This is a genomic window from Labrys sp. (in: a-proteobacteria) (assembly GCF_047605565.1).
GTDB classification, from domain to species: domain Bacteria; phylum Pseudomonadota; class Alphaproteobacteria; order Rhizobiales; family Labraceae; genus Labrys; species Labrys neptuniae.
Map to the genome: position 1 here is coordinate 50,585 of NZ_JASGFM010000012.1, position 21,072 is coordinate 71,656.

Sequence of the window (21,072 nt, forward strand, 5' to 3'; positions counted from 1 at the left end):
GTTTGCACGGCTGTCAAAACGCCGCCTGAGGCCGGCAAGAAAAATAAAAGATTTGCAGCGCTGCCTATTGACGGGAATCGAAGTCTGATTCCCGAAGATTCTATCCTCTCCGAAGCAAATATCTCAAGACGAGGGCAGCGCGCTGTGCTTGTGACCGCGAAGGGCTGCCGATTTCAGGAGTGGCGATTTGCCATTCGCGCAAATGCCGATCGATTGCGGGCGATCAAGCGCGCTCGGAATCCTTCCTGGAAAGGGGAGGGCATGGGTGTCCTGTGCGGAATGCCGGGAAAGGTCCACCTTGGGGTAGACTTCTGACTGCGATGCCAATCTCGGACCGCAGGATGGCATGGGAGTGCCCGAGGCCTCGCCTGGAACGCAGATCAGCCTCCCTGAGAATTCGCTGACCGATCGATCGCCAAGGGGCTCAGGATGCGGCCGAGCGCTGACAGCGCCGCCGGGCCGTCGCTGAGATCCACCACCGCCGTTGTGTTTGCTGAAGATGCGCTCGATATATGAAGAGTCAGCTTCTCAGCTTCGTCAGATGGCGGGGCGAGGCTGACATCCTGTTGTCCGGTGTTTCGTTTCCAAGGTGTCAGCCGGAAGCTGACACTCCCAAGCCCGCTCAAACGAAAATCGCAATTGCAGTGCTGGGCCTGCGTTTCGGAAAAGTGCCGGAGGGGAGGGAGCGATGCGGGTGTTCCGCAAGGGGCCTGCCGTCAGGCGCTCCGCGACTGGGCGACAGACTCCGCTCTTGTCGAGTCTCTGCGTGACGCAGGGGAGTACCAACTTTTCTCAGGCGGGATCGTCGAGGACGGCAGCGACGATGGCCTCCGGTGCATCCTCCTGGACGAGATGGCCGGCGCGAGGCACGGAGATGAGGGCACCATCGGTGAGGCGGTCGGCGAGCTTGCGCCCCTGGGCGATGGGAATCCAGGCGTCGTCCGCTCCCCAGACGATGCGGGTCGGAAAGTCGGGACGTCGATAGCGAGCCTCGACCTCCTCGATATAGCGTTGGTTCATCTGCGCGATCTGGCGATAGAAGGCGCGCTGGCCGATGTCGCCTAGCCAAGGACCTCGATAGATCGACAGCGCCTCTTCGCTCAGAGGCTGCGCGACGGCATTGCCGATATAGGCCGAGACGAGGGCATGGTGGGCATAGGCCGGCAGTCCAGCAAAGGCGGCTTCATGGTGACCGACATGCCGGACGAAGGCAGACCCCTGCGGTGCGATCGCGACGGGATCGATCAACGTCAGGCCGGAAAAGGCGACATCGTCGAGGAAATGCATACGCAGAGCGGTGGCACCGCCGAAATCATGGGCGAGTACCTGCGGCCTCTCGAGGCCCCATTCGCGCAGCATGGCACCGAGAAGCCGGTTCTGCATGCCGAGTGAAACATCCCTGTCCGGCATGTCGGATTGGCCGTAGCCGAGCAGGTCGTAGAAGAAGACCCGCCGCCTGCGGGCGAGCCAGGGAGCGATGCGGCGCCAGACCTGCGACGAGAAGGGGGTGCCATGCACCAGCACCATGGGGGGACCATCGCCCAGCATACCCCAGGCGATCTGGCTGCCTTCGAAGGTGAAACGGTTGGTGAGTTCCAGCATGGCGGCTCCTCCGGAATAACCTCTTTATTCGAATTATAGGTTAGACTGGATTTTTCAGTGCGCAACCGCTAAATTCAAAATAATGGTTATTCCCGAGTCTCAGAGCCGATTTTCCCAAGGGTGGAGCGAAGCCGATTATGTCGGCGGCCATCCCGCGCTTGATTTCATCAACACCGTTGCCGACACCGGCAAGACCCGCCTGGGCGACAAGATCGGCAGCTGGGAGGCGCTGCGCGATTGGGTTGGCGGGGCAGGGCTGCTCTCGAAGCAGGAACTCGCGGCGTTCCTGCAGGACCCCGAGCTCGACGATGATGGCGCGTTGGCCAGACTGCATGACCTGCGGGAGCAGGCCTATGAGGGGATGCTCGGCCTTGCTGGCCTTGCGGATACGGCTCGCCAGGGCATGGCGTATCAGGGCATGGAGCATGTGGAAGAGGCGATCCGCGAGGCCTTGGGACGAGGCGCTTTCCGGGAGGAGGGGGGGCGATTCCGCTGGCGGCCGGACGCCGGCAGTTCCGAGCGTTGGCTGGACGCCGTCGCCTTGGGCCTCGAGGATTTCCTGCGCAGCGAGGACGTCGCGCGCCTGCGGCAATGCGCACGCTGCACCTGGCTCTTCGTCGATCGCGGGCGGGGAGCAGGTCGACGCTGGTGCGACATGCGCACCTGCGGCAATCGCGCCAAGGCCGAGGCTTTTCGCTGCCGGTGAGCGCTATTGGTAGCCGGCTATCTGCATCGATTTCATAGGCTAAGGAGAACGCAGCTCGGTGCTCGCTGGCCGGATTTAGCGGCGTTGTAATCCGGTGATCATTGCAGCGGATGATCCAATGAAAAGGGCTCGGCGCAAGCCGAACCCTCATGGTTTGTCGCTGAAGACAGAGACTTAGAACACGCGCCGTATGCGGATGCCGGCCTGCCAGATATTGGGCGTAGCCTTGGTATTGGTGACCGTGGTGGTGGTTTCGCCGTCGGTCGTAGTGGTGCTGCTCGAACCCAGATTGAAGTCGGCCCGGGTGTAGGCGACTTCGGCGCCGATGGTAAGGCCCTTGACGATCGTGTAGGTGAGGTTGGCGGCGACCGTGAATTCCTTGTCGAAGGACTTCTTGCCGGCGAAGCCGAGCAGGTCGTCGTAGCGAACGTCGATATAGCTCGCCACGAGGTTGGCGTTCAGGACGGGCGTGATATTGCCGCCCAGTTCGCCGACGACCGACCAGCCCTTGCCGGCGCGGAAGGTGCTGTTCGAGCCGAAATAATAGTCGCTGTAGTTGTTGAAGATGCTGTTGCCGGCGCCGAGATAGTCGAGGGCGCCATCGGCATACTGGCCTTCAACGATGAAGTGCCCGCCATCGATGAAGGGCAGTTTCAACAGGCCCGTGCCGCCCACGGCCCAGCCATATTTCTGCTTGTGGGGGATATAGTCGGGGTCGGTGGCCAGAAGCGGAACGCCATTGGCATCGACGGCCTCGGCCGAACGGAACTGGTGGCCTGCAGCCTGGATGGCGACCGAGCCCCAGCTTTGATCCCAGCGCAACTGGCCGACCACGTCCGGAACCTGCTGGCCGCCCTGTTTCACCGCGACGTTGGAGCGGTGATCGCGGCCGTCTTCGACCGACAGCGTGGCACTGAAGCCACCGCCGAACTGGGCGGTGTAGGCCAGCAGGTTGACGGTGTTGCTCTCGGCATAATAGGGCGCCCAGATCGTATCGCCATATTCGTTGTCGTAGAAGCCGAAGAACGAATGGGCGTAGCCAGCGGTCAGGCCGCCGAACTGGATGAAGGCCTTGTCGATGGTGAAGGTGTTGCCGTTATAGACGCCGCCGCGGCCCTGGTGGCTGATCGGATGCGAGTCGGCATTGATCTGAAAATAGGAGCGCAGCAGGCCCCAGTCGGTCTGGGTGCGGGCATCGAACCAGATGCGGGCCTGGGTGTTGAACGCCGTGCGATCGTTGTTGCGGCTCCACTTGAAGTTCGAGCGCGTGACCGTCGGTGTTCCGCCGTTGACGGTCGTCTCGACGCGGCCGCTGCCGCTGCCGCCGAAGCCGCGGTAATCGGCACGGATTTCGCCGCCGATCTTCAGGCAGGTGTCGGTGCCGGGAATATAGAAGAAGCCCGGGCCGAACGCCGTGCAGACCTTCACATATTCAACGGCTTCGCCCTTGGTCATGGGCAGATCGGCGGCCTGGGCGATACCGACGACGGCGATGCCGGCTATGGTTCCTAGAAGCAGAGATTTGGTCGCCATGCGACTCCCCCTTTGAGGTTGTTACCGGGGGTGAGATTGCGACACTTCCTGAGTCATCGCAAAAAGAATCCGATCAATGTGTCAGTTGGTGTGGCCTTTTTAGGCATCTGTGTAACAAAAAGGCCACAATCTAATCAGTGTTCATGGGTGAGTATGAAGATATTTCTTTAAAAATACAACCGATTATTCGAATTTACATTACTAAAATCGCCCCTTAGTTGTATCGTAATCTGGAATGATTACACGCAATAACTATCTGATTGAGGCACAATGCAACCTCGCGCTTGTGGTGCAAAGGCAGGCGATTCCCTATCTTCTTCTTGGGTTCGCGAGACCCTGAGCTATTGGAGCCCGGCCAGGAATTGACCTCCCTGGTCGGGTTTCGCTTTGGGTGGAGAGCCGCGGGGAATCGTGCGGAAGGCGGCGCGGCTGGAGGCCTGCGCACCGGGACTTCGGGGACCGCTTGAAACGGGCGATGCTCTGCGCGGGCCTTGGCAGATACGAGGCAGGTCTCACTGCCCCCATGGGGGAGTAATGGGAACGGAAGCTGCCAGCCGGATCTTCGGCATGTCATCCGCCAATATGTCTTGGGGGGAGGAGCTGTCCTCTCCCTCGCGCTACCGTGGCATGGGTGGCCATTGTCGCCCGATGGCGGCCAGTCCCGAGATCAGGGCGTCCAGGTTCTTGCCCCCGGCGGCGATTTTCTGATTGGACTTGTAGCAGGTATATTCGACCCGCTCGTCCTCGAAGACGTCGATCTCGAGCCGGTTTTCCTCGACCGTGATCGTCAGGGTGACGGAGTCGGAACCCAAACGATCCATCATGAACCAGAGGCGATGCCGTTCCAGTGTTCGCAGCAATGCATAGAGCTTGTGAGGCATGGGCGCTTCCGGTCCGCGCGGCAGGCGGCTGATCGTGAGGGCTCGCTGCGTCCGGCGATCCATTCGAGGCGAGGACGAATGGACGGCGCCGGCGAAGGAGGCAAATAAACGGGCTAGCGAGCTTGATGGACGCCGATGGGGGCTTCCTGCATCCCGCAGGACCGGGCGGGCTGGAGCTGCAGGGCATTCGTTCTCGCTACGACCTCGGTGCGGCTGCGAGCCTTCAGCCTGCGTAGGATGTTGCGGACGTGCACTCTCACGGTGAACTCGCTCATCCCGAGTTCGCGGGCAATGTCCTTGTTGGCCGAACCCTTGCGCAATTCGAGGACGATTTCCAGCTGCCTGGGTGTCAGCAGTGCCTGCAGGGGCTGCTCCTGTTCCTTCGGATCGGGCGTAGCGGATTTCCTTCGGTCCGCTTCCAGGAGCGGCGTGAACAATCCGCCCCGACGCACGAGGCGGGCGGCAAAGATGACATTGTCGATCGTCGATTCCGAGGGGACGACACCTCTTGCGCCCTGCTTGAGAAGAGCGATCAGCATGGCCTGGGTGGTAACGTCGGCGAGCACGAGAATGCGGGCTGCAGGTGCGGTCTCGAGGATCGCCCCAATGTCCCTGCCGATCGCCGCGATGCTGGGAGAATGCTCCGAAGCGATGAGAAGAACGTCGTTGGCACGAAGGGAAGCACTCGCCCAAACCTCGACATCCTTGAAGCCCTCCACTGCAAGAGCGGTCTCCGACGCCGTGAGGCAGCGCATCAAGGCCGTGCGGTGGAGGCCGCAGCCGCCGATCAGATCGATGGATATCGGAGGTATGTTGGTGCGCGTTCCGGCGCTCCTGCATTGGGTGAGACCATAGGTGTCGAAGGTTCGTTCGGCCTGCAGGGCATGCAAGCAACGTCCTTCGTCCACGCGAACCCCGATTAGAATCTCTGTCGGCGATAAGGTCATGCGGGCTTTGAAACCATCCTGGCGTTTCCTCCGGCAGATCAGTCCGAAAGTGCGGCTCGCCCCCAAGCCACTTACCTCAATCGAGGATTGCACTCCCTCCACCGTACCATCACATTTATACCGGCTTTTTTTACTGAATGTTTCTGCCAGTATTATACGTTGGTATGATGGTGGGCGGTGAAACTTGTTCTCACGGGTATTTGCAGCCGCCGATTCCGCCTTCATCGTGCCGATCTTCGCACGGCCCCAAATCCGGGCTGGGCAGAGCCCGGCTTACGCCGGAGCCCCTCCTTCTGTAAGAGAGGGTATAGGTAATATCATACAGAATTGAACAAGGGTGAAAAGTTGGCGGCGCTTGGATCGCGGACGAGCCCGCGTCGGAATCCCGACACACTTGTCACTCGCAGCGTCCGGACATCCCGCGCTAGCCTGGTCGCCATCGATACAGGCCGGGGAAGGCGAGAACGATGATCGACGACAACACCGCAGATCGACTTGGAACTCCCGAAATAGTCGATCGGGATAGTTTCCAGGCGAAGATAGAGGCGTTGCGGGCCCGGGAAAAGGTTCACACCCGGGAGGGCGATGCCATCGCCGCAGCCCGCCGGCGGCTGCCCATGGTCAAGGTGGATGGGGCAATCCCGCTCATCGGTACCCAGGGGGCAGTGACCTTGCTGGATGCCTTCGAAGGGCGCCGCATGCTCATCGCCTATTACTTCATGTGGCATCATCCTGCGCCGGAGCAATGCGAAGGCTGTACCTGGGTCACTTCGCAGGTCCGCGAACTGTCCTATGTGCATTCGCGCGATGTCACCTACGCCACCTTCTGCCAGGGGCCCTACCCGGAAAGTGCCCGCTATCGGGATTTCATGGGCTGGCAGATGCCCTGGTATTGCGCGCCTCGTGCCTCGCTCGATGCGCTCCTGGTCGGGCGCCGGGTAGGCCTGATGTATATCGTCTGCTATCTGCGGCTGGGGTCGGACGTCTTCGAGACCTATTGGACGACGTGGCGTGGCGTCGAGGCGATGGACAACAATTACCGGCTGCTCGATTTGACCGTCTATGGACGGCAGGAGGCGTGGGAGGACTCGCCTGCCGGATGGCCGCGACGGCTCGAAGGGGTCGACAGGATGCGTGTCGATGGGCGCCCTACCGCCCAGTGGTCCCGCCTCAAGGCCGGCTACTCCGACGATCTCGGCCCTTCCGGGCATTGAGGCCGCTTGTTGCTGGGGGCGGTTTGATCCTCTCGGGGCAGTCCGGGTAGGGTCTCACCCATCCGATGGGGTGCGGCAGGCTCTGAAAGTGTAGGGGGCGTCCAACGCCCTCAGGCTCGTGAATCTATCCCGACAGGTGTTGTGGGCAGGAGGCCCCCCGACCGATCATCACCCTCGAAAGCAACCGGCAGGCTCAGGACCCGCCGCACATTTCGGGAGGATTTAGATGGCCGGCTTCACCCAGCTTTTCGTTCCAGGACCGACCAATGTTCCGGAAGTCGTTCGCCAGGCGATGAACATGCCGATGGAGGACATGCGCGCGCCTGACTATCCAGACTTCACCCGCGGTCTGTTCACCGACCTGATGAAGGTGTTCCGCAACGAGACCGGTCGCGTCTTCATTTTCCCCTCCTCGGGCACGGGCGCCTGGGAATCGGCAATCACCAATACGCTCAGCCCGGGTGACCGCGTGCTGATGTCGCGCTTCGGCCAGTTCTCGCATCTATGGGTCGACATGTGCGAACGCTTCGGCCTCGACGTCGATGTGGTCGATGTCGAATGGGGCACCGGCTGCCCTGTCGAGATCTATGCCGAGCGGCTTCTCCAGGACAAGGAGCACCGCATCAAGGCTGTCTTCGTCACGCATAATGAAACGGCGACCGGCGTGACCAGCGATGTCGCCGGCGTGCGGGCCGCGCTCAACGCGGCCAAACATCCGGCCCTGCTCTTCGCCGACGGTGTTTCCTCGATCGGCTCGATCGATTTCCGCCAGGAGGATTGGGGCGTCGACTGCGCCGTCTCCGGTTCGCAGAAGGGCTTCATGCTGCCGCCTGGCCTGGGCTTCCTGTCGGTCAGCCAGAAAGCTCTCGCAGCCGCCAAGACCGCCGGGCACAAGCGCTGCTACTTCTCCTTCGAGGATCAGATTCGCGCCAACGACACCGGCTATTTCCCCTATACGCCGGCCGTTCAGCTCCTGCGTGGGCTTCGCGTGGCGCTTGATCTCCTCCACGAGGAGGGCCTCGAGGCTGTCTTCGAGCGTCACAACCGTCTGGCTACCGGCGTGCGCAAGGCGGTGGAGGCCTGGGGGCTGAAGCTCTGCGCCAAGGAAGCCAAGTGGAATTCCGACACGGTCAGCGCGGTGCTGGTGCCCGAAGGCATCGACAGTGCCGAGATCGTGCGGCGGGCCCATTACGGCTACCAGACCTCCCTCGGCGTCGGGCTCAACAAGGTTGCCGGCAAAGTGTTCCGCATCGGTCATCTCGGCTGGGTCAACGACGTGATGATGTGCGGTGCGATCTCGGCGGCTGAAATGGCGCTGCGTGATTGCGGCGTGAAAGTCCAGCCCGGCTCCGGCGTGGGCGCGGCCCTCGAACATTATCGCCTGTCGGCCCAGCCGAGCCTGGCCAAGGCTGCCTAAGACGCAACTCTGCCCTCCCCATCCGGGGGAGGGCGAAGACATGCTCCATAAAGACTTGAAGCCAGTGCCAATGGGTCGCGCCCACGCTCGAAGCTGCGGCAACCCGGAGGGAGGAACATCATGAGCCACACCATCCATCACCTGCGAAAACTGCGGCTGCAGCGTAGCGAACTCGCGGTACCGGGCTCCAATCCGGACATGATCCGCAAGGCTGCCGACGGCGCGGCCGACTACATCTTCCTCGATATCGAGGATGCGGTCGCCCCGCCCGACAAGGAGCGGGCCCGCAAGAACATCATCGAGGCCCTCAACGAGATCGACTGGCGCGCCCGCGGCAAGACCATTTCGGTACGTATCAACGGCCTCGACACGCATTACATGTATCGCGATGTCGTCGACGTGATGGAGCAGGCGGGCGACCGGCTCGACACCATCCTGGTGCCCAAGGTCGGCGTGCCTGCCGATCTCTACATGGTCGAGGCCATGGTCAACCAGATCGAGACTGCCAAGGGTTTCAAGACCCGCGTCGGCCTGGAGGGTCTGATCGAGACGGCGCTCGGCATGGCCAATGTCGAGGCGATCGCCGCCTATGGCGGTCGGCTCGAGGCTCTGCATTTCGGCGTTGCCGACTATGCGGCGAGCTGCAAGGCGCGCACGGTCTCGATCGGCGGCCTCAATCCCGATTATCCCGGCGATCAGTGGCATGCGGCCCTGTCGCGCATGACGGTGGCCTGCCGGGCCTATGGCCTGCGCGCCATCGATGGTCCGTTCGGCGACTTCTCCGATCCCGAAGCCTATATCGCGGCGGCGAGGCGTGCCGCCGCGCTCGGCATCGAAGGCAAATGGGCGATCCATCCCACCCAGATCGCGCTTGCCAATGAGGTGTTCTCGCCGCCCGAGAAGGAAGTGAACCGTGCCCGCCGCATCATCGAGATGCTCCGGGAGGCCGAGGAGCAGGGCAAGGGTGCTGCCGCCCTCGACGGCAAGATGATCGATGCCGCATCCGAACGCATGGCCCGCAACGTCCTGGTCATGCACGAGGCCATCCAACAGTCGACCCAGCCGCGCGCCGGCCTGCCCAACTGACGAGGTACCCTTATGGACATCCATGAATACCAGGCCAAGGAACTGCTCTCGCGCTATTCGGTGCAGATCCCGCGCGGCGGGCTTGCCTACAGCCCCGAGCAGGCGACCTATCGTGCCAGCGAGATCGGCGGCGACAAATGGGTGGTCAAGGCCCAGATCCATTCCGGCGCCCGCGGCAAGGCCGGCGGCATCCGCATCTGCAAGTCGGACAGCGAAGTGTCGGATGCGGCCGAAGCCATGCTCGGCCGCAAGCTGGTGACCCACCAGACCGGCCCGAAGGGCAAGCTCGTCTCGCGCCTCTATGTCGAGGAAACCGTCGATATCCGCCAGGAGCTTTATCTCGGCATCGTGCTCGACCGCAAATCCGAGCGCGTGATGATCGTGGCATCGGCCTCCGGCGGCATGGAGATCGAGGAAATCGCCGAAAAGCAGCCTGACTCCATCATCCGCGCCATCGTCGATCCCGGTGCGGGCATGCAGCAGTTCCAGGCCCGCGAGATCGCCTTCGGCCTGGGGCTGGAGAACAACCTGATCGGCAAGGCCGTCGACACGCTGCTCGGCTGCTACCGCGTCTTCCGCGACTACGACGCCTCGATGCTGGAGATCAATCCGCTGGTCGTCACCCGCGACGGGAACCTGATCGCCCTCGATGCCAAGATGTCCTTCGACGAGAATGCGCTGTTCCGCCGTGCCGAGATTTCGGAATTGCGCGACAAGTCGCAGGAAGACCCGCGCGAGACCTTCGCCTCCGATCGTGGCCTGTCCTATGTCGGGCTCGACGGCAATATCGGCTGCATCATCAACGGTGCGGGCCTGGCCATGGCGACGATGGACATGATCAAGATCGCGGGCGGTGAGCCGGCGAACTTCCTCGATATCGGTGGCGGTGCCTCGCCCGAGCGTGTCGCCAAGGCGTTCCGGGCCGTGCTGGCCGACAAGAATGTCGAGACCATCCTGGTCAACATCTTCGCCGGCATCAATCGCTGCGACTGGGTGGCCGAGGGCGTGGTGAAAGCAATGCGCGAGGTCGGCGTGAACGTGCCCCTGGTGGTGCGCCTGGCCGGCACCAATGTCGAAGAGGGACGGCGTATCCTTGCCGAGTCCGGCGAGAAGGTGATCGTGGCCGAAACCCTGGCCGAAGCGGCCGAAAAATCGGTCGAGGCGATGCAGGCCTTTGCCAAAACCAAGAAGCATTGAGGGGGAAGCGAAATGGCAGTTCTGTTGAACCGCAAGACGCGCGTCATCGTCCAGGGCCTGACCGGCAAGATCGGTTCCTTCCACGCCCAGGACATGAAGCGTTACGGCACCAATGTCGTCGGCGGCGTTACCCCCGGCAAGGGTGGCCAGGAGCATCACGGCATTCCGGTCTTCAACACGGTCAAGGGCGCGGTGCGGGAGACGGGTGCCGAGGCCTCGATCGTGTTCGTGCCGCCGCCTTTCGCGGCTGATTCCATCATGGAAGCAGCCGATGCCGGCCTGAAGTTCTGCGTCTGCATTACCGACGGCATCCCCTCTCAGGACATGATGCGCGTGAAGCGTTATATGCGCCGCTTCCGCTACGAGGACCGCATGCGCCTGATCGGCCCCAACTGCGCCGGTGTCATCACGCCCGGCCAGGCACTGATGGGCATCATGCCTGGCAATATCTATCTGCCGGGCCGGGTCGGCATCGTCGGTCGCTCGGGCACGCTCGGCTATGAGGCGGCCTCGCAGATGAAGGCGCTGGGCATCGGTGTTTCCACCAGCGTCGGCATCGGCGGTGACCCGATCAACGGCTCGTCCTTCAAGGACATCCTGAAGCTCTTCGAGGAAGATCCGGATACCGACGCCGTGGTGATGATCGGCGAGATCGGCGGCCCCCAGGAAGCGGAAGCCGCCGAATGGGCCAAGCATCACATGCGCAAGCCGCTGATCGCCTATATCGCCGGCCTGTCCGCACCCAAGGGCAAGCGCATGGGCCATGCCGGCGCCATCATCTCCGCCTTCGGCGAGTCGGCACAGGAAAAGGTCGAGATCCTGCGTGACGCCGGTGTCGCGATCGTACCGACGCCGGCCGAATTCGGGCCGACCGTGGCAAGCGTGCTCGAAAGCAGGAAGGCGGCCTGACCGGCAAGGTCACGCCGCCCCTCGCCAACGCACCTGCAGGCAAGTGCGGACCTCTCCCCGTTAGAATGGGGAGAGGCAAGGCAAAGCAAAAGGGGCCGCGCGGCCCTACGGGTCGAAGCGCGCCCTGCTATCCCGCCGATCGCAAGGAGTGACCATGAAACCTCGGATTCTCGTGACGCGGCGCTGGCCTGAAGCGGTCGAACGCATCCTTGCCGACAGGTTCGACACGACATTCAACCAGAACGACACGCCGCTGACCGCATCGCAGCTGAGCGACGCGTTCAGACAGTTCGATGCTGTCCTGCCCACGGTCAGCGACAAGCTGCCGGCCTCGGTCTTTCCCGAGGCGGATGTGCGGACCAAGCTCCTGGCCAATTTTGGCGTCGGCTTCAGCCATATCGACATTGACGCGGCGCGCGCCCGCGGCATGACGGTGACCAATACGCCGGGCGTCCTCACCGACTGTACCGCCGACATCGCCCTCAGCCTGCTCCTCGCTGTGGCGCGCCGGGCAGGGGAGGGGGAGCGTCAATTGCGGGCCGGAGAGTGGGCGGGCTGGTGCCCCACCCACATGATCGGTGCCAAGGTGAGCGGCAAGACCATCGGCATCATCGGCATGGGGCGGATCGGCAAGGCAACGGCCAGGCGGGCCCATTTCGGCTTCGACATGAAGGTCGTGTTCTACAACCGCTCGAAAGTCGACGACGAGGCTGTCAGCGCCATGGGCGCGCGGCAGCTGGCAAGCGTGGAGGATGTGCTGGCCGAGGCGGACTTCGTCTCCCTGCATTGCCCGGGCGGCGCGGAGAACCGGCATCTCATCAATGCCGCGAGATTGCGGGCGATGAAGCCGAGCGCCTTCCTGATCAATACTGCGCGGGGCGACGTTGTCGACCAGCAGGCCCTGGTCGATGCGCTCGAAAGCGGGACGATCGCCGGCGCGGGGCTCGACGTCTATGACGGCGAACCGGCGGTGCCCGCCGCGCTCCTGCGCCTGGAGAATGTGGTCCTGTTGCCGCATCTCGGCAGTGCTACGGAAGAAACCCGCGTGGCGATGGGCATGAGGGCGGTCGACAATCTCACCGCCTTCTTCGAGGGACGGTCCGTGCCCGACAGGGTTGCGTAGCGTATCAGGCGACCTGTCGGAAGCGGCAGGAACGATGCTGCGATAGCGGCTTGAGACAGTGCCATTCCCGGTCCGTAGGGACCGGGAAATTTTTGGGCCACAGCTGTGGGTCTGGGAGGCTGATCTTGCCGTCAGAGAGCCTCAGATCGTCAGCCATGCAGCTTGATTGCGGTATCGGCGATCGCGCGGCCCTGATAGCCTGCGCCCGCCAGTTCGTTCTCGCTCGGCTGGCGGCTACCGTCGCCGCCGGTGATGGTGGTGGCGCCATAGGGGGCGCCGCCGGTGACCTCGTCGAGCCGCATCTGCCCGGCAAAGCCATAGTTGAGACCGACGATCGTCATGCCGAAATGCAGGAGATTGGTGATGATCGAGAACAGGGTGGTCTCCTGGCCCCCATGCTGGGTCGCGCTCGAGGTGAAGGCGCCGCCGACCTTGCCGTTCAGCGCGCCCTTGGCCCAGAGGCCGCCGGCCTGGTCGAGGAAGTTCGCCATTTGCGAGGACATCCGGCCGAAGCGGGTGCCGGTGCCGACGACGATGGCATCATAATCGGCGAGCTCCTCGATCCTGGCGATCGGCGCGGCCTGATCAAGCTTGTAGTGCGATGCCTTGGCGACCGCCTCCGGCACCAGTTCGGGCACGCGCTTGACGTCGACGATGGCTCCGGCCTCGCGAGCACCCGCCGCGACTGCGTTGGCCATCGCCTCGATGTGACCATAGGCGGAGTAATAGAGTACGAGAACCTTTGCCATCGACATCTCCTCTCGATCTAGCAGCCTGCCCGAAAGAATGCGTATCCATCCAGTTGAAACGAACGCCCCGGCCCATTGCCGCGCATGGCGAGCAATGCCCAATTCCGTTCCGACTATCCTATATCTCGGCCTGAACGGGAATCGATTTTGCACCAGCCGGATCGCCGAGCAGCCGACGCGCTCCGCTGCAAGGGCAAGGGATGCCTGTTCAGCTGGCCTGTTCGTGGCTGACTGCCTGGATTCTTTCCCAGACCTGTGCTGGCCTGGGAATGTCGAGGCCGAAAATCGTATCGAATATGTCCGCGAGATGGTCCGCGCTTGTGATGCGCCGCTCGCTGATGCTGCTTGCCGTCACGGTGCTCAGGCAGTCGTTCTTCAGGGCGACATAACCATTCTCGATATGCCGCAGGATCGCCAGGGCGTTTGTGAACGGCGAGCCGGCATCCTGCGTCAGCCAGCCGAGCGTGGCTTCTATGGCGGCCTCGTCGCTGTGATCGGGCCGGAAATCGAAGCTGTGGGCGAGGCCATTGGCATGGTTGTTGAATCGCAGCCAGCCGTCGGCCGTCGGGGCAATCGAAAAATCGAAGCCGCGCTGGCGGATCGGCCCGGCGGCAAGCGGTATGGGTTCGATGATGCCGTCCGCTAGGCCGACCTCGGCTAGGTATGTCCGGTCGAGATCGACGCGTAGCGTGAGATGGTTGCCGATGGCGACATCGCCCAATATGGCGCGATTGACGCCGCCGCACAGGCGGGTCACGCGGAAACCGAGCGCGGCGAGCGCCGCGCCGAACAGGCCGTTCATCTCGTAGCACCAACCGCCGCGCTTGCCTTGCACCATCTTGGCGAAAGCCGCGGCCGGCGCGATTGAGGAGGGCCATCCCATGAAAGCATCCAGCGCCTCCCAGGTGAAGGCCATGAGATGGGCGCGGTGAAGCCTCGACAGGCCGTCGATATCGAGAGAAATCGACCGCGCCATTCCAATCCTGGCGAGATAGGCATCCAATTGGGCAGGCGTCAGGGCCATGCCATTTTCGTTTGCAGGGACGTGTTTCATCCTTCGGTTCCTTTCGATGGACCGATTTCGAGGTTTGCGAGATTGTGTTTCAGGGGCCCCGTAGTGAGATCGCCGCGTCGTCAGGCGTCATCAGGGCCAGCCTGCCTCATTGGGCTGGCGGCTTCGGCAATGAAGAATAGGTCTCCGCGGGCATGACGGCGAACACGAAGGTGCTGGGCTTCTCGGAAGGGCCAAAGGGGCCTGCGATCTTGTTGGAGACCGGCTTGATGCTCTTCAAATAGGCCGCAATGGCTTCGGCATCCGCGCTGCTAAGGTGCGAGAAGGCTTCAAAGGGCATGACCGGCGCAAGCCTGCGCCCGTCGGGACGTTTGCCGGTCGTGATCGCGGTCACGATCTGCCGTGTGCTCCAATTGCCGATACCCGTCTCCTTGTCGGGCGTCAGATTCGGGCCCGCGAAAACGCCGAGGCCTGGTATGGCAAAGCCGACATCCGAACCACCCAGATAGCGGCCCCTATCAGGATGGCCGAGGAAAGTTCCGGGCGTGTGACAATCCGAGCAGCCTGCGACGGTCACCAGATATTTGCCCCGCTCGATGGATGACTGCGCCTGCGCCTCGATCGGGAATGTGCCGAGCGCGATGGCCAATGCGAGCAGGAGCATAAGAACGGGGGAGACCGGGACGACATTCTTGGGCCGGAAGGAGGCGGCGGGAAGCTCCTCGGCGCCGAGTGCCTTTCCGGTCGCGATGGAGAGGAGGACAGTAGAAAAGGCAGTCGGAAGGCGCTTCATTGGGGTGGCTCCGTTCGAAGGGGTGGGCCGGATAGCTTGCTATGGGCGAGTTGGCACAAGGCTCCGCCGTTCGCCGGTGCGGAGGGCAACGGCGTTCGGTAGTGCAGGAAGGAGCGACGGGGCGGTGGCCGGCGCTTCCGCCGCGCTCAGCGGCTGCCAATCAGGCGGCGGACAGGGTTCTTCGGGAAGGGCTCAGCGCGAAATCCTCGATCTCGGCGACGAGCCGCGCAGGCCCCGGGCCTTCCCGGGCGATGGCACGCCCGAGTGCCGAAGCCCGCGCGGCGAAACTCGGCTCGGAGAGGACACGCCGTACGGCCTCAGCGAGCCTTTGCGGGGAAATTGAAGGATCCAGGTGCAGGCCCGCGCCGTGATAGTCCACGCGCGCGGCGTTGTCGTTCTGGTCGCGCCCCATCGGGAGAACGACGAGGGGGACGCCGTGGTGCAGCGATCGCATGACCGTGCCGTGCCCGCCATGGGTGACGACGGCGCTGGCCTTGGTCAGGATGTCGTCATGCACGGCATTGGCAAGGATCGTGACATTCGCCGATGATTTCAGGCGAAGGTCTTCGAGTGCCTTGCCAAGGGTGACGACCACCTCGACCGGCTCGCCGGCCAAGCCGGATATCACCCGCTGGAGCACGTCGGCCTGCCCCTGATTGGTGGTGCTGAACGAGACGAGCACGAGGGGTCGCGCCTTGCGCGCAGGCGGCCTCGTCCAGCGTTGGTGGGCCCAGCTCGGCAGCTCCAGAAGCGGCCCGACATAGCGCAGGTGGTCCGGCAGGCGCTCGGCGGGAAAATCGAAGCTGGCGCTGGTGGCAAGCAGATAGCGGCCGGCGCTCAGGGGCTGCTCGCGGACATGGGCCAGCGGCGCGGCACCGAAATGCGCGCGGGTGGCATTGAGGCAAGGCAGGAAGCCGTCCCAGGCTTGCTCGATCAGGGCCGAAACCTCGGCGTCGCGCGCCCGGTCCGCCGCCGAAAGGGCAGGCTGAAAGCCGGGACCGAAGGGCGGATGGCCAGGCAGGGGCCAGAGCGAGATATTGCTTGCGAGCAGGGCCGTCGGAACCTTGGCAACTTCGCCGGCGAGCATGCTGCCGAACAGCAGGTCCGAGCCGAGAAGCATATCGGCCGGCTCCGTCGCCAGGGTCTCGAGAATATCCTCGGCATAGGATCGCGCCGGTCCGACGAAGATCCGTTCGCACCCTCTTTGGAAGCCGGCCAGAGCGTCGGCGGTTTCCCAATCGCGTATGAAACAGCTTTCGAAGGAGCGATCTGGACGGTTCGGCGCACGCTGCCATGGCAGGAATCGAGCGCCTGCCTCGATCGCTTCCGCTCTCATCGTGTCATCGGCGATCAGGCGCACATCGTGGCCCCGGCTGGCGAGGGCACGTATGGCGGCGAGCGTCGGCGGCACGTTGCCGCCGCCCTCCCAGCTGGCGGCCAGGATGCGCAGATGCGGCCTCGCATCCGTCGTCTTTGTCATTGCCTGGCTCCTTTCTCGATGGAGACCGGATCAGTTCGTATTTTGCTTCAGTCCTCACGCAGCAGACGCTCGATCACCTGCGTCATGAGCCGATGTGTATTCGCCGCCGAATGTCCCTGCGCGCGGCGCAGCAGATGCCAGATCCAGACATCGGTCTGGGCCAGCAACTGCGCGAGCCGATCCCCGCGAGCCTTGTCATCGAGCTTGTCGAGCCAGGCCTTGAACATGTCCCCGATCCACTCGCGATGCCCTTTGCGTCCGCGATCGAGGACGGCGGCGAACTCGGGAATGCGGGCTTCCTGCCCGAGCGTCCGCACGAGGATGTCGCCGGTGCGTTCATAGTCGTCCATCAGGAGCGTGACGATGTCGGCTACGCTCTCTGCCGGCGCGCGCCAACGCTGGGCCCTGATCGAGACATCCATCTGGGCCGCCATGGCGCTGAGTACACCGGTCTTGCTGCCGAAGCGCCTTATCACGGTTTGGCGGGTGGTGCTGGCCGCGACGGCGATGTCGTCGAGAGTGATTTCGTCGAACCAGCGCTCTGCAAGGAGCGTGGTCAAGGCATCGACGATCTGCTGCTCGGTATCCTGAACCGCGTTGGCGCGCGCCGATTGACGATAGGCTCGCGGAGACATGGCGTCGTTTCCTAATTTTATGTTACATAGTGTAACGCGAAATTGGAAGAGCGTCAACGCGGGTTGATAGTGCGAATGGATACAACTTTTGATTGTGTCTATCGCAGTCGAGAGAGAGCAGGGCCTATCCCTGCGGGGAGAATGCCGGCTTCACACGATGCCGGAGGAACCTGTCTCCACCTATCCGTTTCGATCGATGGAGCCCGGGCTTTTTACCGCTCCGTTGGCGTCCGCCTGTGTTCGAAATCCCAGCCAGGCGACATTCAGCACGAGTTCGAGGATCTCCTCGCGCCTCGGTCCCGGATGATCGAGCCACCACACGGCAACCGCGTGGAGACCTTCCTTCAGAAACTCCGCCGTGCCATGTCGCTGCCATGACGGCTGATTTGGCGCGAAGTCGGCCAAGAGCGCAGCGATGCCCGCGGACGCGCCGGCCTGGACCTCGCGCGAAACTTTCGCCGCGACCCGATCACCCGCCGGAACCGTCAGCAGCACCCGCGCGGCATCAGGCGACTGCTCGACGAATGTCAGGAAGGCGTCGATCGAGCGGCGGAACTTTTGCTCGAGGCTGGTGTCATCCTGCGCGATCACCTTGCCCTTGCCGATCAAGCTGTCGCGGATTGACTCGAGCACGGCCAGGAATAGCGCCTGTTTGGAAGGAAAATGATCGTAGAGAACCGGTTTGGTGATCTCCGCACGGGCCGCGATGTCGTCCATTTTCGTGCCGTCATATCCGTCGCGCGCAAATGCGCTCACAGCGGCTTCGATGATCCGGGCCCGCCGTTCTTCCGCACTCAGACGTTTGCGCACCCTTGACTTCATCGAGATCGATACTAACCTACTTTAAAGTAGGTTATCAAGCCGCGAGGTGAGGCGATGCGCATTTTCGTTGCGGGCGCGACGGGCGCGGTCGGACGCCGCCTGGTTCCGCGCCTGATCGACAACGGCCATAGCGTGGTCGGATTGACGCGAACCCCGGCGAAGGCCGGCCTCCTGCGAGAACTCGGCGCGGAGCCGGTTGTTGCCGACGCGCTCGATGAGACGGCCATTCGCGCATTGGTCGCCGCTGCGAAGCCGGACGTGATCGTGCATCAGCTGACGGATTTGAAGGGGGCTTCGGACCTGCGCAAATTCGACCGCGTTTTCGCAAGCAGCAATCGGCTGCGCACCACTGGGACCGATCATCTTCTTGCAGCCGCGCGCGACTGCGGCGTGAAGCGGATCGTCGCGCAAAGCTTTTGCGGCTGGCCTTATGCGCGGGTTGGCGGTGATGTGAAAGTCGAGGACGATCCGCTCGACCAGGATCCGCCGCAAGAGCTCCGCGGTACGCTCGAAGCGATCCGTTATCTCGAGCACGCCGTCACGACAACGCCCGGCCTGGTTGGTGTCGCGCTTCGCTATGGCGGATTCTATGGCCCCGACACGGGCGTCTTCGATCCAGCCATGATCGAACGGATTCGCAGGCGTCGCATGCCGCTGATCGGTGGCGGTACCGCGTGGTGGTCATTCCTGCATATCGATGACGCGGCGGAGGCAACCGCGGCGGCGGTCGAGCGTGGCGAGGGCATCTACAACATTGTCGACGACGATCCGGCGCCGGTGTGCACCTGGCTCACCGAGATCGCTGCAATGCTGGGCGCAAAACGGCCATTCAGCGTGCCGGCATGGCTTGGCCGCCTTGCCGCCGGGCAGCATATCGTTGTCATGATGACGGAATCGCGTGCGGGATCGAACGCCAAGGCCAAGCGGGAACTCGACTGGTCGCCGCGCCATCCTTCATGGCGGCAGGGATTTGCCGAAACCATCCGGAATGAAGCGCCACTGGCTACCTAGCTCAGGACCCGCCTCGCCAGCATGCCAGGAGGCGTGAGCAACGGATTGGATCAGGCGGGCACTCCCAAAGGTTGATGGCCGGGACACAATCATGCTCCGAGCGCCGATCTTTGTGGCACTCCCGGAGGACGAGTTTCGATTGCGAGCGCAGTCGCTAGTGAGCTTCTTGCTGGTATGGACGCTGGGCCGAAGAGGGCTGGGCGCCGCCGCTTCCATGTGCCCCGATCCCGCTTGGGGCGGAGGTGCGCCACGAGGAGACGCCGGGATCGTTGCCGATTCCAGACGTTCATTCCGACATATCCCAACCACGTGCTCTGGTTGACTCAGATATAGAACGCGTTGAAGTCATGCCTCGACTTCGATTGATATACTAAGGTTATCTCCCAGTATCTTCTTGATTTTCCGCGTAACTATACAGAATAATGATGAGCTGTATTGATTCAGCAAATGGATCCGCCGCCGCATGGCGGCATCGGGTGTTTACAAGGAGGCGCCAAGTGTTCGTTTGCTATTCTCCCTATCATCGAACCGACAGCGGCCCGCCCAGCGGCGTCACCGAAGCCGATGTCGAAGCCGACATGAAGATCGTTGCTGCGCACTTCACGCAGATTCGCACCTATGGCGTCGATGGCGGCAATCAGTGGAATGCCGACAAGGCCCTGAAGAATGGCATCCGCAAGATGTCGGTCGGGGTCTGGGTCACGCCCAACGATGCATCGGCGACGAACAAGCAGATTGACCTGGCGTTGAGCCAGCTCGACGCTGCCGCCAAGAAGTACGGCGGGTTCGAGCACTTGGACCTGGTCATCGGCAATGAGGTCGATCGCACGGACGTCGCCGTCTATACGCCGGCCGACATCCGCAACGGCATGGCTTATGCCAAGCAGGCTGTACAAAAGTATCCAACGCTGGATAGCGTCTATGTGACGACCTGCTTCAGCGGCACGGTCCTGGGACCCGGCCCTAACGCGGCCAAGTGGCAGCCGGTCGTCGATTTTTGCGACGAACGCACTTTGCTGACGGTCTATCCGTGGTACGGCGGCGCCGATCCGGGCAATATCGACAAGCAGATGCAGTGGTCGTGGGACAATGGCCTGAAGCAGGTGCAGGCGCGCAAGAAGCAGATCGTGATCGCAGAGATCGGCTGGCCGAGCGCCGGCGGCCGCGCGACATCGGTCGAAAACGAAAAGATCAACTTCGAGACGACGAAGAAGTGGGTGAACTACGGAAACCCGATGGGAATGCAGTTCGATACCTACTGGTTCGAGATGTTCGACGAGCGGTGGAAGACCAAGGAAGGCGCCCAGGGCCCGCACTGGGGCCTGTACACTGGCGGGCCAAATCCCCAGCCGAAGTTCGCCTTCGAGGGCTGAAACACGCCATGCCTGAAGCTCACAAGCAATGAACGCAAGGCCGTCCAGCCGGATCTGGTTGGGCGGCCTGCACCCGTGGTGATATGTCGGTTCGTCGCCTGCTCGGTGAGCGACAGCGCCTTGTTACTTGCCTTTTGCCAAATCCGTCATGCTGGCGGAAGTGTCGGCGGCCCTGAGACCGAGGGCCCCTTGGGCGACCGAGCCCATGGAGAAGCGGCGGTCACGCTCGCCCGTTCCACCGAACCCGGACAGTCGCCTGGGCCGCGTCGAGCGTTTGCAAGGACCGGCCAAGATCGCACGGGCAAGGACGATTTTGCCTCGGCGACGGCATAACACGCATGAGCTCCCGCCTCTTTCGGTTTGCAGCTGCGCCAACGCGAGGCCACGCAACGCCAGCCCCAGAGGGTCATCGCGCAATGTGACCCTCTTCAGCGCAGCGAGGGGCGCAACCGAGAGAGCGCGTGCGGTGGCAGTGATAAGCAAGCCCATTGAAATCCCGTCACACTTGTAACTCTCGCAGGGCCCGCCGGCCGGGATAACGTCTTCGTATCGCAACGCTTGGAAACGGCAAATGTCGGAGGA

19 protein-coding genes are annotated in these 21,072 nt (G+C 62.9%); 9 read left to right on the forward strand and 10 right to left on the reverse strand.

What is annotated here, in order from left to right:
* Positions 1-792: 792 nt before the first annotated feature.
* Positions 793-1,602 carry an alpha/beta fold hydrolase gene (locus tag QM672_RS13150; protein WP_415083065.1) on the reverse strand — a complete coding sequence of 270 codons (810 nt, stop codon included), beginning with the start codon at positions 1,600-1,602 and terminating at the stop codon, positions 793-795.
* A gap of 82 nt (positions 1,603-1,684) precedes the next feature.
* Here QM672_RS13150 and QM672_RS13155 point away from each other — a divergent pair, with 82 nt between their 5' ends.
* Positions 1,685-2,308: a CGNR zinc finger domain-containing protein gene (locus QM672_RS13155; RefSeq protein WP_415083067.1), complete on the forward strand. Its 624-nt coding sequence runs from the start codon at positions 1,685-1,687 to the stop codon at positions 2,306-2,308.
* Positions 2,309-2,482: 174 nt separating this feature from the next.
* On the opposite strand, the gene QM672_RS13160 is transcribed toward QM672_RS13155, so the two are convergent.
* The 3 genes from QM672_RS13160 to QM672_RS13170 all read right to left on the reverse strand — a co-directional run bounded on the left by QM672_RS13160 (position 2,483) and on the right by QM672_RS13170 (position 5,894).
* Positions 2,483-3,841, reverse strand: a complete 1,359-nt coding sequence (locus QM672_RS13160; RefSeq protein WP_311944840.1) for a porin — start codon at positions 3,839-3,841, stop codon at positions 2,483-2,485.
* A 617-nt stretch (positions 3,842-4,458) separates the two neighbouring features.
* Positions 4,459-4,722: a hypothetical protein gene (locus QM672_RS13165; RefSeq protein WP_311944838.1), complete on the reverse strand. Its 264-nt coding sequence runs from the start codon at positions 4,720-4,722 to the stop codon at positions 4,459-4,461.
* A gap of 113 nt (positions 4,723-4,835) precedes the next feature.
* The gene (locus tag QM672_RS13170; RefSeq protein WP_415083069.1) at positions 4,836-5,894 is read right to left on the reverse strand and encodes a DNA-binding response regulator; all 1,059 of its coding nucleotides are present in this window, start codon (positions 5,892-5,894) and stop codon (positions 4,836-4,838) included.
* A gap of 242 nt (positions 5,895-6,136) precedes the next feature.
* Here QM672_RS13170 and QM672_RS13175 point away from each other — a divergent pair, with 242 nt between their 5' ends.
* The 6 genes from QM672_RS13175 to QM672_RS13200 all read left to right on the forward strand — a co-directional run bounded on the left by QM672_RS13175 (position 6,137) and on the right by QM672_RS13200 (position 12,615).
* Entirely contained in the window at positions 6,137-6,883 is a 747-nt protein-coding gene (locus tag QM672_RS13175) for a DUF899 family protein (protein WP_415083071.1), read from the forward strand.
* Between the two features lie 226 nt (positions 6,884-7,109).
* Positions 7,110-8,300 carry an aminotransferase class V-fold PLP-dependent enzyme gene (locus QM672_RS13180; protein WP_311944834.1) on the forward strand — a complete coding sequence of 397 codons (1,191 nt, stop codon included), beginning with the start codon at positions 7,110-7,112 and terminating at the stop codon, positions 8,298-8,300.
* 120 nt (positions 8,301-8,420) lie between these two features.
* Positions 8,421-9,386, forward strand: coding sequence for a CoA ester lyase (locus QM672_RS13185; protein WP_311944833.1), 966 nt, complete (start codon positions 8,421-8,423; stop codon positions 9,384-9,386).
* 12 nt (positions 9,387-9,398) lie between these two features.
* Positions 9,399-10,583: a malate--CoA ligase subunit beta gene (locus QM672_RS13190; RefSeq protein ID WP_311944832.1), complete on the forward strand. Its 1,185-nt coding sequence runs from the start codon at positions 9,399-9,401 to the stop codon at positions 10,581-10,583.
* Positions 10,584-10,595: 12 nt separating this feature from the next.
* Entirely contained in the window at positions 10,596-11,492 is an 897-nt protein-coding gene (gene sucD / locus QM672_RS13195; RefSeq protein ID WP_311944831.1) for a succinate--CoA ligase subunit alpha, read from the forward strand.
* 154 nt (positions 11,493-11,646) lie between these two features.
* The gene (locus tag QM672_RS13200) at positions 11,647-12,615 is read left to right on the forward strand and encodes a 2-hydroxyacid dehydrogenase (RefSeq protein WP_415083074.1); all 969 of its coding nucleotides are present in this window, start codon (positions 11,647-11,649) and stop codon (positions 12,613-12,615) included.
* A gap of 149 nt (positions 12,616-12,764) precedes the next feature.
* Here QM672_RS13200 and wrbA read toward each other — a convergent pair whose 3' ends face one another.
* From wrbA to QM672_RS13230, 6 genes are all read right to left on the reverse strand, one after another.
* Positions 12,765-13,364 carry an NAD(P)H:quinone oxidoreductase gene (wrbA, locus tag QM672_RS13205; protein ID WP_415083076.1) on the reverse strand — a complete coding sequence of 200 codons (600 nt, stop codon included), beginning with the start codon at positions 13,362-13,364 and terminating at the stop codon, positions 12,765-12,767.
* 208 nt (positions 13,365-13,572) lie between these two features.
* Positions 13,573-14,388: an arylamine N-acetyltransferase family protein gene (locus QM672_RS13210; protein ID WP_311944826.1), complete on the reverse strand. Its 816-nt coding sequence runs from the start codon at positions 14,386-14,388 to the stop codon at positions 13,573-13,575.
* 136 nt (positions 14,389-14,524) lie between these two features.
* Positions 14,525-15,040: a cytochrome c gene (locus tag QM672_RS13215; protein WP_311944881.1), complete on the reverse strand. Its 516-nt coding sequence runs from the start codon at positions 15,038-15,040 to the stop codon at positions 14,525-14,527.
* A gap of 289 nt (positions 15,041-15,329) precedes the next feature.
* The gene (locus QM672_RS13220; protein ID WP_311944825.1) at positions 15,330-16,649 is read right to left on the reverse strand and encodes a glycosyltransferase; all 1,320 of its coding nucleotides are present in this window, start codon (positions 16,647-16,649) and stop codon (positions 15,330-15,332) included.
* A 47-nt stretch (positions 16,650-16,696) separates the two neighbouring features.
* Entirely contained in the window at positions 16,697-17,284 is a 588-nt protein-coding gene (locus tag QM672_RS13225) for a helix-turn-helix domain-containing protein (RefSeq protein ID WP_311944824.1), read from the reverse strand.
* A gap of 180 nt (positions 17,285-17,464) precedes the next feature.
* Positions 17,465-18,094 (reverse strand): TetR/AcrR family transcriptional regulator, encoded by a 630-nt coding sequence (locus QM672_RS13230; protein WP_415083079.1) that lies wholly within the window; start codon positions 18,092-18,094, stop codon positions 17,465-17,467.
* Between the two features lie 66 nt (positions 18,095-18,160).
* Between QM672_RS13230 and QM672_RS13235 the strand changes: the two genes are divergently transcribed.
* Positions 18,161-19,117, forward strand: a complete 957-nt coding sequence (locus QM672_RS13235) for an NAD-dependent epimerase/dehydratase family protein (RefSeq protein ID WP_415083081.1) — start codon at positions 18,161-18,163, stop codon at positions 19,115-19,117.
* A 497-nt stretch (positions 19,118-19,614) separates the two neighbouring features.
* On the forward strand, positions 19,615-20,490 hold the full coding sequence (locus QM672_RS13240) for a glycosyl hydrolase family 17 protein (protein WP_415083083.1): 876 nt from the start codon (positions 19,615-19,617) through the stop codon (positions 20,488-20,490).
* The last annotated feature ends 582 nt before the right edge of the window (positions 20,491-21,072 follow it).

Bases quoted from the DNA above. Each gene is read 5' to 3' on its own strand.
- QM672_RS13150 (WP_415083065.1), bottom strand. From the start codon at position 1,602: ATGCTGGAACTCACCAACCGTTTCACCTTCGAAGGCAGCCAGATCGCC.
- QM672_RS13155 (WP_415083067.1), top strand. From the start codon at position 1,685: ATGGTTATTCCCGAGTCTCAGAGCCGATTTTCCCAAGGGTGGAGCGAA.
- QM672_RS13160 (WP_311944840.1), bottom strand. From the start codon at position 3,841: ATGGCGACCAAATCTCTGCTTCTAGGAACCATAGCCGGCATCGCCGTC.
- QM672_RS13165 (WP_311944838.1), bottom strand. From the start codon at position 4,722: ATGCCTCACAAGCTCTATGCATTGCTGCGAACACTGGAACGGCATCGC.
- QM672_RS13170 (WP_415083069.1), bottom strand. From the start codon at position 5,894: ATGAAGGCGGAATCGGCGGCTGCAAATACCCGTGAGAACAAGTTTCAC.
- QM672_RS13175 (WP_415083071.1), top strand. From the start codon at position 6,137: ATGATCGACGACAACACCGCAGATCGACTTGGAACTCCCGAAATAGTC.
- QM672_RS13180 (WP_311944834.1), top strand. From the start codon at position 7,110: ATGGCCGGCTTCACCCAGCTTTTCGTTCCAGGACCGACCAATGTTCCG.
- QM672_RS13185 (WP_311944833.1), top strand. From the start codon at position 8,421: ATGAGCCACACCATCCATCACCTGCGAAAACTGCGGCTGCAGCGTAGC.
- QM672_RS13190 (WP_311944832.1), top strand. From the start codon at position 9,399: ATGGACATCCATGAATACCAGGCCAAGGAACTGCTCTCGCGCTATTCG.
- sucD (WP_311944831.1), top strand. From the start codon at position 10,596: ATGGCAGTTCTGTTGAACCGCAAGACGCGCGTCATCGTCCAGGGCCTG.
- QM672_RS13200 (WP_415083074.1), top strand. From the start codon at position 11,647: ATGAAACCTCGGATTCTCGTGACGCGGCGCTGGCCTGAAGCGGTCGAA.
- wrbA (WP_415083076.1), bottom strand. From the start codon at position 13,364: ATGGCAAAGGTTCTCGTACTCTATTACTCCGCCTATGGTCACATCGAG.
- QM672_RS13210 (WP_311944826.1), bottom strand. From the start codon at position 14,388: ATGGCCCTGACGCCTGCCCAATTGGATGCCTATCTCGCCAGGATTGGA.
- QM672_RS13215 (WP_311944881.1), bottom strand. From the start codon at position 15,040: ATGCTCCTGCTCGCATTGGCCATCGCGCTCGGCACATTCCCGATCGAG.
- QM672_RS13220 (WP_311944825.1), bottom strand. From the start codon at position 16,649: ATGACAAAGACGACGGATGCGAGGCCGCATCTGCGCATCCTGGCCGCC.
- QM672_RS13225 (WP_311944824.1), bottom strand. From the start codon at position 17,284: ATGTCTCCGCGAGCCTATCGTCAATCGGCGCGCGCCAACGCGGTTCAG.
- QM672_RS13235 (WP_415083081.1), top strand. From the start codon at position 18,161: ATGCGCATTTTCGTTGCGGGCGCGACGGGCGCGGTCGGACGCCGCCTG.